General features: G+C 65.6%; 12 protein-coding genes. 10 read left to right on the top strand and 2 right to left on the bottom strand.

What is annotated here, in order from left to right; translation table 11 throughout:
* Positions 1 to 58 precede the first annotated feature (58 nt).
* The 4 genes from AC3FKH_RS19150 to AC3FKH_RS19135 all read left to right on the top strand — a co-directional run bounded on the left by AC3FKH_RS19150 (position 59) and on the right by AC3FKH_RS19135 (position 5109).
* Positions 59 to 1003 carry a Bug family tripartite tricarboxylate transporter substrate binding protein gene (locus AC3FKH_RS19150; RefSeq protein ID WP_488677516.1) on the top strand — a complete coding sequence of 315 codons (945 nt, stop codon included), beginning with the start codon at positions 59 to 61 and terminating at the stop codon, positions 1001 to 1003.
* Positions 1004 to 1112: 109 nt separating this feature from the next.
* Complete coding sequence (locus AC3FKH_RS19145) at positions 1113 to 2426, top strand: MFS transporter (RefSeq protein ID WP_488677408.1); 1314 nt, start codon at positions 1113 to 1115, stop codon at positions 2424 to 2426.
* A gap of 45 nt (positions 2427 to 2471) precedes the next feature.
* Positions 2472 to 3863 carry an aldehyde dehydrogenase family protein gene (locus tag AC3FKH_RS19140; protein WP_488677407.1) on the top strand — a complete coding sequence of 464 codons (1392 nt, stop codon included), beginning with the start codon at positions 2472 to 2474 and terminating at the stop codon, positions 3861 to 3863.
* A gap of 205 nt (positions 3864 to 4068) precedes the next feature.
* Positions 4069 to 5109: a porin gene (locus AC3FKH_RS19135; protein ID WP_488677406.1), complete on the top strand. Its 1041-nt coding sequence runs from the start codon at positions 4069 to 4071 to the stop codon at positions 5107 to 5109.
* Between the two features lie 251 nt (positions 5110 to 5360).
* Here the strand turns inward: AC3FKH_RS19135 and AC3FKH_RS19130 are convergent, their stop codons facing one another.
* Positions 5361 to 6116, bottom strand: coding sequence for an IclR family transcriptional regulator (locus AC3FKH_RS19130; protein ID WP_488677405.1), 756 nt, complete (start codon positions 6114 to 6116; stop codon positions 5361 to 5363).
* Between the two features lie 135 nt (positions 6117 to 6251).
* On the opposite strand from AC3FKH_RS19130, the gene AC3FKH_RS19125 reads away from it, so the two are divergent.
* From AC3FKH_RS19125 to AC3FKH_RS19100, 6 genes are read left to right on the top strand one after another with little or no spacing between them, the layout of a single operon-like run.
* Positions 6252 to 7871, top strand: coding sequence for an acyl-CoA carboxylase subunit beta (locus AC3FKH_RS19125; protein WP_488677515.1), 1620 nt, complete (start codon positions 6252 to 6254; stop codon positions 7869 to 7871).
* 25 nt (positions 7872 to 7896) lie between these two features.
* Positions 7897 to 9063 (top strand): acyl-CoA dehydrogenase family protein, encoded by a 1167-nt coding sequence (locus tag AC3FKH_RS19120; RefSeq protein WP_488677404.1) that lies wholly within the window; start codon positions 7897 to 7899, stop codon positions 9061 to 9063.
* A gap of 20 nt (positions 9064 to 9083) precedes the next feature.
* Complete coding sequence (locus AC3FKH_RS19115; protein ID WP_488677403.1) at positions 9084 to 9920, top strand: enoyl-CoA hydratase/isomerase family protein; 837 nt, start codon at positions 9084 to 9086, stop codon at positions 9918 to 9920.
* Positions 9921 to 9949: 29 nt separating this feature from the next.
* Positions 9950 to 11947 carry an acetyl/propionyl/methylcrotonyl-CoA carboxylase subunit alpha gene (locus AC3FKH_RS19110; protein ID WP_488677402.1) on the top strand — a complete coding sequence of 666 codons (1998 nt, stop codon included), beginning with the start codon at positions 9950 to 9952 and terminating at the stop codon, positions 11945 to 11947.
* On the top strand, positions 11944 to 13740 hold the full coding sequence (locus AC3FKH_RS19105) for an acyclic terpene utilization AtuA family protein (protein ID WP_488677401.1): 1797 nt from the start codon (positions 11944 to 11946) through the stop codon (positions 13738 to 13740). The genes AC3FKH_RS19110 and AC3FKH_RS19105 overlap by 4 nt, the downstream gene beginning before the upstream one ends.
* Positions 13741 to 13783: 43 nt before the next feature.
* Positions 13784 to 14818, top strand: a complete 1035-nt coding sequence (locus tag AC3FKH_RS19100; protein ID WP_488677400.1) for a Bug family tripartite tricarboxylate transporter substrate binding protein — start codon at positions 13784 to 13786, stop codon at positions 14816 to 14818.
* Between the two features lie 53 nt (positions 14819 to 14871).
* Here the strand turns inward: AC3FKH_RS19100 and AC3FKH_RS19095 are convergent, their stop codons facing one another.
* Positions 14872 to 16089, bottom strand: a complete 1218-nt coding sequence (locus AC3FKH_RS19095; RefSeq protein ID WP_488677399.1) for a CaiB/BaiF CoA transferase family protein — start codon at positions 16087 to 16089, stop codon at positions 14872 to 14874.
* Positions 16090 to 16221 lie beyond the last annotated feature (132 nt).

Below are 16221 nucleotides of genomic sequence, written 5' to 3'. Positions count from 1 at the left end.
GCCTACACCAAGAAGAACATCCGGAGACAGCATGCACGCATTCAAGTCTTTGCTGGCGGTGACGCTCGCCAGTGTGTCGTTAATCGGCAGTGCCAGTGCCAATAGCAACTACCCGACGAAGCCGGTTAGCATCATCGTGCCGTTCGCACCGGGGGGCGGCAGTGACAACGTGTCGCGCTATATCGCCGCCCGACTGTCCGAAAAGACAAAGGCGCAGTTCATCATCGACAACCGTCCCGGTGCCGGCACCAACATCGGCAATGAGGCGGCAGCCCGCGCGACGCCGGATGGCCAGACATTACTGTTCGGCCAGGTGGCGCTGTCGATCAATCCGTTCGTCTACAAGAAGCTGCGCTACGACACGGAGAAGGACTTTGTGCCGGTGGTGCAGATCGCAACCTCTCCGACGGTGCTGGTCGTGACCAGGGATTTTCCGGAGAAGGACCTCAAGGGTGTGATCCGATACATCAAGGCCAATCCCGGCAAGGTTAACTTTGCATCGGGTGGCAAGGGCACGTCAGTGCATCTGGCCGGTGAACTGTTCCGCAGCATGTTAAACGCCGAGATGATCCACGTGCCCTACAAAGGCAGCGGCCCGGCCGTTACCGACCTGATCGGCGGACAGGTGCAGATGATGTTCGATACCGCGGCATCCGCGCTGCCCCAGCACAAGGGCGGCAAGCTGCGTGCCATTGCCGTCACGGGCGCGCATCGCTTGCCCGAATTGCCTGAGGTGCCAACCTTTGCCGAGGCCGGCCTGAATGGTTTTGACGCGCCGGCCTGGTACGGCTTGCTTGCGCCTGCCGGCACGCCGAAGCAGGCCATCCAGTTCCTCAATGCGCAGGTCAACGAGATCCTCAAGGAGCCCGCGACGAAGCAGCGTCTGGCGCAGCTTGGCGCGGAACCCGCGGGTGGGTCTCCCGATGATCTTGCCCGCTTCATGCGCGCCGAATCGGCCAGATGGTCGGCCGTCGTGAAAACGGCGAACGTCTCGGCCGACTAGCCGATTCCTCAACCCTCTGCCGCGCCGGAGCGATTGCCCCGAGGCGCTGCGCCATGGCGGACATGCCGGCCGCCAGGGGCAGGTATTTGTCTTGAACAGAAGGATCGTTATGTATTCCCACCCGATGCCGATCGACGCCGGCGCGTCGCCCGAAGCCGCAAAGCAGGAAGTGCGGCGCAGAGCGATGAGCAAGAACGCCTGGCGCTTGCTGCCGCTGCTGACGCTGGCGTTCATCTTCAACTACATCGACCGCACCAGCGTCGGATTTGCGGCGTTGACGATGAATCAGGACATCGGTCTCACGCCGGCGCAGTTCGGGTGGGGCGCCGGCATCTTGTTTGCAAGTTACTGCCTGTGCGAGATTCCCAGCAATCTTGCACTCTACAAGTACGGCGCACGCCGCTGGCTGGCGCGCATCATGATCACATGGGGCATCGCGGCCACTGCCACGGCGCTGGTACAGGGCCCCACGAGCTTCTATGTCCTGCGCCTGCTACTGGGCGTGGCGGAAGCGGGCTTCTTCCCCGGCGTGACGTTCTTCCTGGCTTGCTGGTTCCCCGCGCAGTACCGCGTACGGGTGCTGGCGTTCTTCATGCTGGGCGTGCCGCTGTCGTCGGTGATTGGCGGTCCCATGTCGAGCCTTCTGCTGCAGCTTGACGGTCTGCTCGGCATGCACGGATGGCAGTGGATGTTCATTGTGCAAGGACTGCCGGCAGTGTTCATCGGCATCGCCGTGCTGATGATGCTGCGTGACCATCCGAAGGATGCACATTGGCTGACCGAGGAAGAGCGCAGCGAACTTCTGCAGATGCTCGATGAAGAGCCGCGTCAGAAGCCCAAGAAGGCGCTGTTCGGCGCCTTGAAGGATGGCCGCGTCCTGCTGCTGGCGGCCATCCAGTTCGGCTTCGTGCTGGGTTCGTATGGCATCGGCATATGGCTGCCGCTGATCCTGAAAGGTCGTGGCTACAGCACGATGGCCGTGGGATTGCTCTCGACCATCCCGTACATCGCGGCGGTGGTTGGCATGCTGATCTGGGCGCGCATCGTGGACCGCAGCGGTAAGACGATCCTGAATCTGGCCCTGGCTTGCGTGCTCGGCGCCATCGGGCTGGCTCTCTCCACGGTCGTTGAGTCCTTTGCGTGGGAATTGGCCGGGCTCAGCATCGCGGTCGTGGCCGTCAGTTCGGCTCGGGCGATCTTCTGGACGATTCCGACCCGCTTCCTGACCGGCGTTGCAGCGGCCGGCGGCCTGGCGTTCATCAACTCGATCGGCACGCTGGGCGGATTCGCCGGCCCCTATCTGATGGGATACCTGAAGGAGTCGACCGGCCAGTTCTCCGCGGGCATCTGGGCGATGGCGGCCATCCTGATGGTTTCGGCATCGTTGACCGCATCGCTCACCTTGCTCGTGCGCAAGGACTAGACACCTACCAATATCGTTTATTGACTGGTCTTCCGAAGGATAGCCATGACCCAAACCATTACGACCTACAACCCCAGCACGGGTGCCGTGCTGAAGACCTACGAAGCCTGGACCGCAGAGCAAATTGAAGCTTCCGTTAGCGCCGGCCATGCCGCCGCGAAGGCATGGGGCAAGCAACCGCTGGCGGATCGTGTTGCGGCAGTGCGCCGCCTCGCGGAAGAACTGCGTCGCCAGGCCAAGCCGTTTGCGGAATTGATCACAGCGGAGATGGGCAAGGCACTACCCGAGGCGGCCGGCGAAATGGAGAAATCCGCGGTCACTGCCCTCTACTATGCGGACAACGCTGCGCGCATCCTTGCCGATGAGAAGGCCGGCATCGATGGGGTGGACGCGTGGGTCAGCTACGAGCCGATCGGCCTGGTACTGGCCGTGATGCCGTGGAACTTCCCAGTGTGGCAAGTCATGCGTTTCGCGATTCCGGCGATCACGGCCGGCAACGGTGTGCTGCTGAAGCATTCGCCCAACGTCACGGGTTGTGCGTTGGCGCTGGAAAAGCTCTTCCTTGACGCCGGGCTACCGAAGCATCTCATTACCACGCTGGTCATCGCCGAACCGCAAGTGCCGCAGGTGATCGATGGCCTGATCCAGGATGACCGCATCGCGGCCGTGACGCTGACGGGGTCCAACCGCGCTGGTGCCGCCGTCGGGGCGGCCGCGGGCCGGGCGTCGAAGAAGTCGGTGCTGGAGCTGGGCGGTTCCGATGCATTCATCGTGCTGGACGATGCCGACCTCGACAAGGCCGTGGCCGCAGCCGTCAAGGCGCGCTTCCACAACGCCGGACAGAGCTGTGTCTGCGCCAAGCGCTTTATCGTCTCGGAGGGTATCGCCAAGGCATTCACCGAGCGATTTGTACAGGCGACGCAGGCACTTGTCGTCGGCGATCCGAACGAGTCCGCCACGCAGATGGGGCCGCTGGCTCGCCCCGACCTGCGCGACGCGCTGGACCAGCAGGTGCGCCGATCGGTCGAAGCCGGAGCAGTGCTGCTGGCAGGTGGCCAGGCCGTGGAGGGGCCAGGCAACTTCTACGCGCCCACGGTGCTCGGCAATACGCAGCCCGGAATGGCTGCCTTCGATGAAGAGACGTTCGGCCCGTTGGCTGCCATCGCGGTGGCCAAGGACGACGCTGATGCCGTCCGCCTGGCGAATGCCACGCCGTTCGGACTGTCGCTAAGCGTGTGGTCCGGATCGACCCAGCGCGCGCTGGCCGTAGCCAAGGGCATCACCAGCGGCGCCGCGTTCATCAATGCGATCACGGCATCCGATGCGCGCGTGCCGTTTGGCGGAACGAAGAAGTCGGGCTACGGCCGTGAGCTTGCCGCCGCGGGCATCCGCGAATTCACCAACGTCCGCACCTATTGGGCCGTGACGTCTGTCTGAGCGTCCCTGACACGTGCCCTGGCTTCGTCCGGGGCCGCGGCTTGATCGAATTGAAGCTGGCTCCACAGGGCCACACATACATGCCAGCAGATCAGGCAGGGGGGCATTCGTCCTCAGGATTCTCGCGGCGCGCTTCTATACGGCTTGGCTGGATTCGCCGCGCCAGTGCATTTCGAGCCTATAAAAAAACGGAGGAGAAGGTCGAATGAAGGGAAAGGTCTTTCTGGGAATCGCGCTGCTGGCATCGGCCACGCAGTCCCAGGCGCAGACGGCTTCAAACGTGACGTTGTACGGGGTCATCGACACGACGATTCGCTATTCCAACAATAATGCCGGTGACAAGAATCTAGCTGAGTTGACCGACGGTTACTTCAACGGATCGCGGTGGGGCATGCGGGGAACGGAGGATTTGGGCGGCGGCCTGCAGGCCATCTTTAACCTGGAAAGCGGCTTCGACCCCAGCACTGGTGTCTCGGCCCAGGCAACCGGCACGGCGAACTACGGGCAACAGAGCACGAACAACCAAGGCCGTCTGTTTGGTCGCCAGGCCTGGATCGGACTGAATCACGCCACGATTGGCCGCTTCACATTCGGGCGCCAATTCACGACTGCCTACGATGCATCCGGTCGGTTCCAGCCGAATGGCCATCCGAACCTGGACGCGGTCACCATCATCAACAGCTACACCGGGCCGCGTCAGGACAACATGGCCAAGTACTTCGGCCAGTGGGGCGCGTTCACTGCAGGCGCCCACTACACCTTCGGCGAGGTTCCCGGGCAGACCAAGCGCAGTTCGAGCTATGGCCTTTCGCTGGGCTATACGCAGGGCCCGGTTGATGTCGGGGCATTCTGGCAACAGGCAAACGCACTCACTACGCCGGAAGCACGCAAGGTGTGGGGACTGGGCGGCGGCTACCAGCTTGGCATCGTCAAGTTGACCTTCGGGTACCTCAACAACCGGTTTGATGTGAGCGCACAGCGAAACGATGTATTTACTGGCGGCTTTGCCGTCCAGGCTTCCTCGGCGCTGACCCTGTCGGTTGCCTCACACTACGATCATCAGAAGGATCCGGGCGGCAGCCGCATCATGGTCACGGGTGTCGCCGACTATAGCTTGTCCAAGCGGACCGACGTCTATGCCGAAGTGGACTTCAATCGGATCAACGGCAACTATGCATTGCCAAGCTTCATGGGGGTAAAGGGAAGCAAGGTGGGGGGTGGCGTCGGTCTACGACATCGATTCTGACCGGGGCGCGCTCGGCAACGAGCGCAGACAATGCCAGAGCGGACACTGAAGCTTACGGGGTGGCCGGCAAGCGACCGCTCCCCGGCTGAACCTAAGCTGGCTCGCGTATCCCGGGTTCGAACTACCCAGTGGTCCGGTCTGCTGTGGCGGCATCGCCGCTCCAATCGTCCGCCGACAAGTTGGCGGACGCTACCATCGATGCTTTGAAGCGGCACTGGCCAGCGGGCGAACGTTCGCCGGCCCGGACCTTCTCACGTCGCCTCGAACGTCGCGCGCAGCAGCGCCCCGATCTCGTGCCGGCGCGACACGGGCATCCGCGAGGCGGTGGACACCACGCTGACTGCTGCATCCCCCGCCAACGCCAGCGGCAGCACATACCCCACGCCCGCCACGCCCGCGGCGCCAGCCAGCGCGTAGCCGAGACGGCGGCTGCGCTCCACGCCGCGCAGCAGCGTCAGCAGGCTGAGGCCGCTAGTTTCGTATTCCCTCCGGTGGCGGTCGTAATGCGCACGGATGTTGTCGTTGTCCAGCCGTGCCAGCAGTGCCATGCTGGCGGTACCTTGGCCGAGAAGGCGCGAGGTGCCCGTGAGCAAATGGAAGGTCTTGGCGCGATTGGCGTCCTCCTCCATGTGCAGGCAGTAGCCGTGGTCGCCCAAGCGCGCGATCAGGAAGACGGCGTCCCCGGTCAGGCGGGCCACGGCCTTCATGCGGGTGACGAGTTGGCTGCTGGGCGGCGGCCGGTTCATGGCGCGCACGCCGAGGGCCATAGCCGCCGTGCCGAGGTGGTAGCGTTTGCCGGCTGGTTCGCGCTCAGCGTAGCCGGCGGACTCCAGGAACCGAACCATCCGGTGCGCCGTGGTGCGGTCGATGCCGGCCAGCATGGCGAGTTCGGGCAGGGTCAGGCCGGGTTCATGGTGCTCGCCCAGCAGGTGAAGCAGTGCGAAGGCGCGTGACAGACTCTGCACGCCGGACTGCACCGCGCGTGCGTCGGTCGAGGTTGTAGACATGGGGATGGGGCAGGGGAAACACCAAGACTGTGCATATTATGCACGATCTGCGTGGTTGCGGTTGTCGGCAGCGGTGCGCTGATATGCAATGCCTTCACCAAAACATACATGCCAATGAGCGCAGAGGGCCCCGCCATGATTCCCTTCAATACCCGGATTGATCCCTCCTCGGAAGCCTTTGCCGCGCAGCGCAGCGGAATGCAGGCGTTGATCGACCGCCTGCGCGCACTGGAGCAGCGTGCCGTCGACGCCTCCGCCCGAGCCCGCGCCAGCTTCGACAAGCGCGGCGCGCTGCTGCCGCGTGAGCGTGTCGCCCGCCTGCTCGATCCCGGCGCGCCTTTCCTGCCGCTCGCCACGCTGGCGGGCTACGGCATGGACGACCCCGACCCAGACACGTCGATCCCTGGCGGCTCGCTAGTGGCCGGCATCGGGTTCGTCTGCGGCGTGCGCTGCATGGTGCTCGCCACGGACTCCGGCATTGACGCTGGCGCTATGACCGAGGCCGGTAACATGAAGATGATGCGCTGCCAGGAGATCGCGCTGGAAAACCGGCTGCCGTTCATCCACCTCGTGGAGTCGGCCGGTGCCAATCTGCGCAAGTACCGCGTCGACAAGTTCGTGCGCGGTGGCACCATCTTCTACAACCTTGCCCGCCTGTCGGCCGCCGGGCTGCCGATCATCACCGTGGTCCACGGCTCTTCCACGGCGGGCGGTGCCTACATGCCAGGCCTGTCCGACTACGTGGTGATGGTCCGCAAGCGTGCCCGCGCGTTTCTCGCCGGCCCGCCGCTGCTGAAAGCGGCCACGGGCGAAATCGCCACCGATGAGGAACTGGGCGGCGCCGACCTGCACGCCACGGTCAGCGGCCTGGCCGAATATGTGGCCGAGGACGACGAACACGCGATCGCGACCGCGCGCGACATTGTCGCCAGCCTCGACTGGCCGCGTGCCGAGGTGGCGCCGCATCAGCCGGCCCGCCAGCCGAAACTGAATACGGCGGAACTGGATGGCGTGATGACGCTCGACCACAAGCGCCCGGTGGACATGCGCGAAGTCATCTCCCGCCTTGCGGATGACTCCGCCTGGCTCCCCTTCAAGCCCGACTACGGCCCCGCTACCGTCTGCGGCCACGCCCGCATCGAGGGCCACGTGGTTGGCTTCATCACTAACAACGGCCCCATTGATCCGGCCGGCGCGACGAAGGCCGCCCAGTTCATCCAGGCCTGCAACCAGTCAGGCACGCCCATTGTGTTCATGCAGAACACCACCGGTTTCATTGTCGGAAAGGCGTCGGAAGAAGCCGGCATGATCAAGCACGGCTCGAAGATGATTCAGGCGCTGTCGAACTCCACCGTGCCGCAGATCACGCTGTACTGCGGCGCGAGCTTCGGCGCGGGAAACTTCGGCATGTGCGGACGCGGCTTCCGCCCACGCTTCTGCTTCTCGTGGCCCAATGCCCGCACGGCTGTGATGGGCGGCGAACAGGCTGCGATGACGCTGGAGATCGTGGCCCGCCAGCAGGCCGAGCGCAAAGGCGTTGCCGTGGACGAAGGTGCGCTCGCCGCACAGACCGCCGAAATCGTCGCCAACTTCGACCGGCAGGGCAGCGCTTTCGTCACCAGCGGCTTGCTCCTGGACGACGGCGTGATCGACCCCCGCGACACCCGCGCCGTGCTCGCCTTCGTGCTGGCCACCGTCCGCGAAGCAGCCGCCCGGACACCTCGTGCCATGCAATTCGGCGTGGCCCGCTTCTAACAGGAAAGAACACCGGAGATACCACATGCTCTACACCGAAGACCACCGCAACATCATGGACAGCATCCGCCGGTTTGTCTCGGCGGAGATTGATCCTCACGTCGACGAATGGGAGGCCGCCGAAGTTTTCCCCGCGCATGAACTGTTCAAGAAGATGGGAGACCTCGGCTTCCTCGGCATCACCAAGCCGGTGGAATACGGCGGCCTGGGCCTCGACTTCTCCTACGCCGTGGCGGCAGCCGAGGCGCTGGGCCATGCGCGGGCCCAGGGTGTCGGCATGGGCGTCGGCGTGCAGACCGATATGGCTACCCCTGCGCTGGCCACCTTCGGCTCTGATGCGTTGAAGCGCGAATTCCTTGCCCCCGCCATCGCGGGTGACGTAGTGGTGTCCATCGGCGTGTCCGAGGCCGGCGCCGGCTCCGACGTCGCTTCGCTCAAGACCCGCGCCCGCCGCGACGGCGACGACTACGTCATCAGCGGCTCCAAGATGTGGATTACCAACGGTACCCAGGCTGACTGGATCTGCCTTCTGTGCAACACGTCCGACGGGCCAGTCCACAAGAACAAGTCGCTGATCATCGTGCCTCTGAAGGAGAACGGCAAGCGCGTGCGCGGCGTGGAGACCCAAAAGATCCGCAAGATGGGCATGTGGTGCTCCGATACCGCCCAGATCTTCCTCGACGAGGTCCGCGTTCCGGTGCGCAATCGTATCGGGGAGGAGGGCATGGGCTTCATCTACCAGATGAAGCAGTTCCAGGAGGAGCGGCTGAATGGAGCCGCCCGCCGTCTGGCCTGTGACGCGCTGATCGAGGAAACCGCGGACTACCTGCGTCAGCGTATCGCGTTCGGGAAACCGCTGCTCGACAACCAGTACATCCAGTTCAAGCTGGCGGAGCTGAAGACTGAACTCGAATCGCTGCGCGCACTGGTTCATGTTGCCACGCAGGCTTATATCAAGGGCGAGGACGTCGTGGAGCGGGCGTCGATGGCCAAGCTGAAGGCCGGCCGCCTGTCGCGCGAGATTGCCGACTGGTGCATCCAGTTCCAGGGCGGCATGGGCTACACCTGGGATAACCACGCGAACCGCGCCTACCGGGACTTCCGCCTCGGCTCCATCGGCGGTGGGGCGGACGAGGTGATGCTGCAGGTCATCGCCAAGCAGATGGGGCTGATGTCCCGCAATGACCGCTGAGTCGCCAGGAGGAAAAGACCATGAGTGACCCGCTGATCGTGCGCCGCGTGGACGGCGTGCTGTTTGCCACGCTGAACGTTCCGGCCACCCGCAACGCACTCGCCCCGGAAGTCGTCGCCGACCTGGCCGACGCCGTCGCGCAGGCCGAGGCTGACAGCGGCATCCGGGCCCTGGTGCTGCGCGGCTCAGGGGGAACCTTCAGCGCCGGCGGCAACGTCGGCAACTTCCAGGCGCGGCTCGACGCAGGTGGTGCCGGTGACGAGGACCCCGTTTCCACGCGTAACCGCCAGTTCGGCTATTTCATGACGCGGCTGACCGCGCTGCCGGTGCCGGTGATTGCGGCGGTCGACGGTCCGGCCATGGGCGGTGGCATGGGCCTCGCCTGCGCGGCCGACATCGTCCTGGCCACCCGCGCCGCGCGCTTCGCTTTGTCCGAAACCACATTGGGAATCATCGCCGCGCAGATCTCGCCGTTCGTGGTCGGCCGGCTCGGCCCGACGCTGACGCGTCGCCTCGGGCTGACCGGGGAGAGGCTGGACGGGGCCGCGGCGCTTGCCATTGGTCTTGTCGACCAGTTGGCCGATGACAGCGCCGAACTCGACAGCCTCGTCGCCGAATGGCTGACGCGCATCGGCCGCTGCGGCCCGCACGCCAATCGCCGGTTCAAGGCGCTGGTGGCGCGGTGCGGCCAGGAGCCAGTGGACAGTCTGCTTGACGATGCCTCGCGCGAGTTCGCGGCCTGTATGCGCACCGAAGGTGCGGAAGGTATTGAGGCGTTCCGTGAGAGGCGGGAGGCAAGATGGACCGTGCGGTTCGACTCAGAAACCGTCCGCGCGGCGCAATCAACCGGCGTCTGAGCACAAAGACCATTTCCAGAGAACTTCCCATGTCAGCACCCAGTCGCCCCTTCCACACACTGCTCGTCGCCAACCGCGGTGAGATTGCCGTGCGCATCATGCGCTCCGCTCGCAAACTCGGTTTGGCCACCGTCGCCGTCTATTCCCAAGCGGACCGCCACAGTCCGCACGTGGCCTTCGCCGACCGCGCCGTCTGCATCGGCGCCGCCGCGCCGCGCGAGTCGTACCTGAACATCCCCGCCATCCTCGACGCTGCGAAGTCGGCTGGCGCCGACGCGATTCACCCCGGCTACGGCTTTCTCGCTGAAAACGCCGCGTTTGCCGAAGCCGTGACAGGCGCCGGCCTTGTCTTCGTCGGTCCGCCCGCGAATGCCATTCGCGCCATGGGTAACAAGGCCGAGGCCAAGCGACTGATGCTCGCTGCCGACATGCCTTGTGTGCCCGGCTACCAGGGCAGCGAGCAGGACGACGCCACGCTGCTCGCCCAAGCCGCGCGCATCGGCTTTCCGCTGATGGTCAAAGCGGCAGCCGGCGGCGGCGGCCGCGGCATGCGCCTCGTGCGCGACGCCGCCGCCTTGCCCGCCGCCCTCGCCAGCGCTCGTTCCGAGGCCGCTGCCGCTTTCGGCTCCGACGAACTGATTCTCGAACGCGCCGTCATTACTCCGCGCCACGTCGAGATCCAGGTCTTCGCCGACACGCGCGGCAACGTGATCCACCTCGGCGAGCGCGACTGCTCGGTGCAGCGCCGCCACCAGAAGGTGATCGAGGAAGCGCCGTCGCCGGCCGTGTCGCCGGCCCTGCGCGCCCGCATGGGCGACGCCGCCGTGCGCGCGGCTCGCGCAATCGGTTACGTCGGCGCCGGCACGATGGAGTTTCTGCTCGACGCCGACGGCAACTTCTACTTCATGGAGATGAACACCCGGCTGCAGGTCGAGCACGCGGTGACCGAAGCCATCACCGGCTTCGACCTGGTGGACTGGCAACTGCGCGTCGCGGCCGGCGAGCCGCTGCCTGTCACGCAAGACGACGTGAAGCTTGCCGGCCACGCCATCGAAGTGAGGCTGACGGCAGAGGACGTCCCCGCGGGCTTCCTGCCGCAAGGCGGTTCGGTGCTGCGCTGGCGCGTGCCGCATGCCGGGCGGGATGTGCGTGTCGACCATGCGCTCGAAGCGGGCGGTGACATCCCCACGCACTACGATTCCATGATTGCCAAGCTGGTCGCCCACGGCCGCACGCGCGAGGAGGCGCGCCGCAAGCTTCAGCGTGCCGTGGAAGACTGCGTGCTGCTGGGTGTACCGACCAACCAGCCGTTCCTGGCGGCGTGTCTTGCCAGCGAAGCGTTCGCCGGCAACGATGTCCACACCGGCTTTGTCGACACCCACATGCAGGCCGCGCTGCAGCCGGCCGAGCCGCCGCGTCATGTGCTGACAGCGGCGGCGATGGTTGCGTCGGAGCTGCTGGCGCAATCCGAGCCTGCCGCACTGTCGCGCGCCGCGTCGACGATCGTGCTGCACGCCGACGGAAAGTCATGGGAGGCAAGCCTGCGTGCCTTGAAGCGCGGCTGGGACGTCATCGTCAACCCGCGCGGTGAAACCGGCGCGCCCGCCCAGCGCGTCCGCATCCTGCGCACCGATGCCGGCGAAGGCACAGCCCTCATCGAATGCGAGGGCGTCGCGTGGCCCGTCGTCCACGCGACGGACGAGCAGGCGCTGCACCTCTTCCAGGACGGCCGCGCATGGCGCTTCGCCCGCCATGATCCGCGTCGCCGCGACATCGGCGGCGAGGCCAGCGGGGTGCTGACTGCACCGCTGACCGCGCGCATCGTCGCCGTCAACGTGGCCGAAGGCGACCGCGTCGAGGCCGGCCAGCCGCTGGTCATCCTCGAAGCCATGAAGATGGAACACACACTCGCCGCACCATTCGCCGGCGTGGTGGCGGAACTGCCGGCGCGCGTCGGCGGACAGGCCAGCGCCGGAGCGGTGCTGGCGCGCGTGGAAGCCGAAGCGACAGGGGAGGGCACGGCATGAGCACCACACTCCCCACCAGGACAGTCCGCATCGGCGGCGCCAGCGGCTTCTGGGGCGATTCGGCCGTCGCGACGCCCCAGTTGCTGACCGTGCCGGGTCTGCAATATCTCGTCTACGACTACCTCGCTGAAACCACGATGTCGCTTTTGGCGCGTGCCCGCGCCAAGGACTCGTCGCTGGGCTACGCAACCGACTTCGTCAACGTTGCGGTCGGCCCGCACCTGCCCGAGATCATGAAAAGGGGCATCCGTGTTATCGCCAATGCCGGTGGCCTGAACCCGCATGCCTGCCGCGATGCGTTGCTGAAGATCGCCGCGCAGCACCGCCTTTCGCCGCGCATTGCCGTCGTCAGCGGTGACGACGTCGAGCACGACTTCGCCGGCTGGTGCGTGTCGGGCCTGACGCAGATCGACGGCAATCCCGTGCCCACCACCGAGCCGTGGTCGGCCAACGTCTACACCGGAGCGCAGGGCATCGCGCGCGCACTCGACAGCGGGGCCGACATTGTCATCGCCGGCCGCTGCGTTGACAGCGCCGTGGTGGTCGGTGCGCTCGCGCACGAGTTTGGCTGGGGCTGGAACGACTGGGACCGCCTCGCCGCTGGCACGCTCGCCGGCCACCTGATCGAGTGCGGCGCGCAGGCGACGGGCGGGTTGTTCACCGATTGGCAGCGCGTGCCCGACTGGGACCGCATCGGCTACCCGGTGATCGACTGCGCCGACGACGGCAGCTTCGTCTTATCGAAGCCCGACCACACCGGCGGCCTGATTGACCCCGCTGCCGTGGCGGAGCAGATCCTCTACGAAGTGGGCGACCCCGCCAACTACCTGATGCCCGATGTCACCTGCGACTTCCGGCAGGTACGTACCGAAGCCATCGGCGACGGCCGGGTGCGCGTGCATGGCGCCCGGGGGCGTACGCCGGGATCGCACTACAAGGGCAACGCCACGTGGCAGGACGGCTACCAGATCAGCCTGATGATGGCAATCCGGGGCATCGATGCCCCTGTCAAGGCTCGCCGCACCGCCGAGGCGCTTCTTGCCCGCACGCGCAACATGCTGGTCGAGCGAGGCATGGGCGACTACAGCGAGACGGTGGTGGAACTGCTCGGCTGCGAGTCGCACTACGGCCCCCACGCCCGCGCGCTGCCCACGCGCGAGGTCGTTCTGCGCATCGGCGCCCGCCACGCGCAGGCAAAGGCGCTTGCCTTCCTGCAACGTGAATGCGCGTCGGCCGGCACGTCGATGGCGGCGGGCACGCGTTCCTCGTTCTCGGGCCGTGTCGATATCCAGCCCGTGGTCAAGGTGTTTTCCTTCCTTGTGCCGAAGGACCGTGTGCCGATGGTCGTCGAGATAGGCGACCGCCGCATCGTGCTGCCGGTGGCGGCCGAAGTGGGCAAGCCATCTGCCCCGGAACCGGTCGACATGCCGCCAGCCACGGCGGTGCCATCTGGCCCGCGCGTGCAACGGCCGCTCGTGTCGCTCGCCTACGCCCGCAGCGGCGACAAGGGAGACGACGAGAACATCGGCGTGATCGCGCGCAAGCCGGAATATCTGCCCCTGCTGCGCGAACAACTGACGCCAGCCGCCGTGCGCGAGTATTTCGCCCATCTGGTAACCGGTGACGTGGAACGATTCGAGGTGCCGGGCCTGCGGGCGCTGAACTTCCTCATGCACGGCGCACTTGGCGGCGGTGGCGTGGCGAGCCTGCGCTCCGACCCGCTCGGAAAGAGTTTTGCGCAGATGCTGCTGGACTTGCCGCTGTCCGTGCCGCAGGCGTGGGCGAACGACTGAACCTGAAAAAGACACCATCAGCAAAGAAAGGAGACTGACGGAGATGAAAGACCCACACGATATAGATTCGCAACGCGGATCGCGCCGACGCATCGCGCTGCGGCGGCTCATCCAGGCCACCGTGTTCGCAGGCAGCGCACTGCCCGGCTTGCCTGTGCTGGCGCTGGACAATGCTGCGGCGGGTTTCCCGGCGCGTCCGGTGCGCGTAGTGGTCCCGTACACTCCGGGAGGTGTGTCCGACACCGTGACGCGACTCGTCATGCACAAGCTTTCCGAGCGCATCGGCCAGCCGGTGGTGGTCGAGAACCGTCCCGGCGCCAACAGCATGCTCGGCTCGGACAACGTCGCCAAGTCCGCGCCTGATGGGTACTCGCTGCTGGTCGTGGTGGCAGCGCACGTCATCAATCCGAGTCTGTACCCCAATATGAAATACGACCCGATCAAGGATCTGACGGGCGTCAGCGAGATCGGCCGCATTCCTTTGCTGATGGTGTCGAGCGCGCAATTGCCGCCTAAGTCAGTCAAGGAACTGGTGGCGTGGGGCAAGGCCAATCCGGACAAGATGACGTTTGCCTCCAGCGGCAGCGGCTCCGGGGCACACCTCGCAGGTGAACTGTTCGCCCAAGGCACGGGCGTGGCGATGACCCACGTGCCCTACAAGGGAATCTCTCCGGCGCTGACAGACCTGTTTTCTGGCCAGATCGCCGTGATCTTCGACTCCGTCCAGACCATGATCCCACTGGCCAAGGCAGGCAAAGTCCGCGCCCTCGCCATCACCAACCCGAAACGCTGGCCCGCCGCGCCCGACGTGCCAACCATGGCCGAGGCAGGCTACCCAAACATCATGCCCGGTAGCTGGATCGGCGTGCTGGCCCCGTCGAAGACGCCGCCTGCCATCCTGAACAAGCTGTCGGCGGAACTCGACGCGGTGGTGCATGCGCCGGACGTTCGGGCGAAGCTGATTGACTACGGCATCGACCCGGTCGGAGGCAGGCCTGAGCAGTTCCAGGCGTTCATCAAAGAGGAATTCGTGCGCTGGGCCGGGGTGGTCCAGAAGGCGGGAGTGAAGCTGGATTGATGCGTTGCTTCGCAGTTTGATTCAATGAAGAACGGGCCGCGGCCCGTTCGTTATCAGATCAGTCCTTGCTCGCGGTACGCGCGCACATCGGCCGGAGTCATTCCCAGCTCGGCGCACAGCGCGGTCTCGGTGTGCTGGCCAAGTTGCGGCGGGGCCGTCATGGTCACGGGCGTGGCAGAGAAGCGCAGCGGGCTCCGCAGCGTGGGTGCGTCCGTGCCGCTCGCATGTGGCAGCCGAACCAGGAGGCCGCGGTGCTTTACCTGGGGATCCTCGAAAACTTCATCGACGCTGTTGATCCGGCCACACGGCACGCCGGCCGCTTCGAGCGTGCGGATCAGGTCCGCCGCATTCCAGTTGCTCAGGTGCGCGGTGAGCGCCTCGCGCAGAGCAGGACGATTGCGGACGCGGTCCATGTTCTGCAGGAAGCGCTGATCGCAGATCAGTTCCTCGCAACCTACCACGCGGCACAGCGCCGCGAACTGCCCATTGTTGCCGGCGGCGATGATGAGGTGGCCGTCGCGGCAGGCGAACACCTCCGACGGTGATGCCACCGGGTTCGTGTTGCCCGCTCGCTGCGGTACCTTGCCGGTCATGTGGTAGCCGAGCGCGAGATGACCGTTGGCGGCCACGGCGGCGTCGAGCATGGCGGCGTCGAGGTACTGGCCCTCGCCGGTGGCTTGACGATGGTAAAGCGCGCCCAACAGCGCCACTGACGCGTACAAGCCAGTGAGGATATCGGTAAGCGGAATCGCGGTGCGCATAGGCGCCGCGCCGGGCGTGCCGTCAGGTTGGCCGCAGGTGCTCATCAGGCCGGCCATGCCTTGCAGGATGAAGTCATAGGCGGGGCGGGGCGCGTACGGCCCATCGGGGCCGAAGCCAGTGACGGAGCAATAGATGATGTCCGGACGCAGCGCGCGAATGCTGGCGTAGTCTAGCCCGTATTTCTTCAGGCTTCCGGCTTTGTAATTCTCCACCACCACGTCGCAACGCGCCGCCAGCCGGCGCACCAGGTCTGCGCCTTCGGGTCGGGAGATGTCCACGGTGACAGACTGCTTGCCGCGGTTGCAGCAGAGGAAGAAGGCGGAGTCGTTCGTCTCGTTGCCGTTGGTGTCCGTGAGGAAGGGACCCATGCGGCGCGTGTCGTCGCCGTCGCCGGGTTTTTCGATCTTGTAGACGGTGGCACCCATGTCGGCGAGGTTCTGCGTGGCCCATGGGCCAGCGACGACGCGGGTCAGGTCGAGCACCTTGATGCCCTTCAGGATTGCACTCATATGCAGAACGTCAGCGAAGTCGGTCGGACAATGATGATCACCCGCTGGCTACGCGCTGGCAATTTGGCAGTTCGAAAGTAAGGGTTCTTGACCGCCAACTTCGAACTTGCCATCGTTTCCGTCAGCCTGACG

The organism is Cupriavidus sp. 21MJTG02-4, from assembly GCF_057798975.1.
Note: the sequence above shows the minus strand (reverse complement) of the source record. Positions and strands in the feature narration are given on the sequence as shown.

Excerpts from the sequence above, each read along its gene's own strand:
- AC3FKH_RS19145 (WP_488677408.1), top strand. The coding sequence starts at position 1,113 with ATGTATTCCCACCCGATGCCGATCGACGCCGGCGCGTCGCCCGAAGCC.
- AC3FKH_RS19140 (WP_488677407.1), top strand. The coding sequence starts at position 2,472 with ATGACCCAAACCATTACGACCTACAACCCCAGCACGGGTGCCGTGCTG.
- AC3FKH_RS19135 (WP_488677406.1), top strand. The coding sequence starts at position 4,069 with ATGAAGGGAAAGGTCTTTCTGGGAATCGCGCTGCTGGCATCGGCCACG.
- AC3FKH_RS19130 (WP_488677405.1), bottom strand. The coding sequence starts at position 6,116 with ATGTCTACAACCTCGACCGACGCACGCGCGGTGCAGTCCGGCGTGCAG.
- AC3FKH_RS19125 (WP_488677515.1), top strand. The coding sequence starts at position 6,252 with ATGATTCCCTTCAATACCCGGATTGATCCCTCCTCGGAAGCCTTTGCC.
- AC3FKH_RS19120 (WP_488677404.1), top strand. The coding sequence starts at position 7,897 with ATGCTCTACACCGAAGACCACCGCAACATCATGGACAGCATCCGCCGG.
- AC3FKH_RS19115 (WP_488677403.1), top strand. The coding sequence starts at position 9,084 with ATGAGTGACCCGCTGATCGTGCGCCGCGTGGACGGCGTGCTGTTTGCC.
- AC3FKH_RS19110 (WP_488677402.1), top strand. The coding sequence starts at position 9,950 with ATGTCAGCACCCAGTCGCCCCTTCCACACACTGCTCGTCGCCAACCGC.
- AC3FKH_RS19105 (WP_488677401.1), top strand. The coding sequence starts at position 11,944 with ATGAGCACCACACTCCCCACCAGGACAGTCCGCATCGGCGGCGCCAGC.
- AC3FKH_RS19100 (WP_488677400.1), top strand. The coding sequence starts at position 13,784 with ATGAAAGACCCACACGATATAGATTCGCAACGCGGATCGCGCCGACGC.
- AC3FKH_RS19095 (WP_488677399.1), bottom strand. The coding sequence starts at position 16,089 with ATGAGTGCAATCCTGAAGGGCATCAAGGTGCTCGACCTGACCCGCGTC.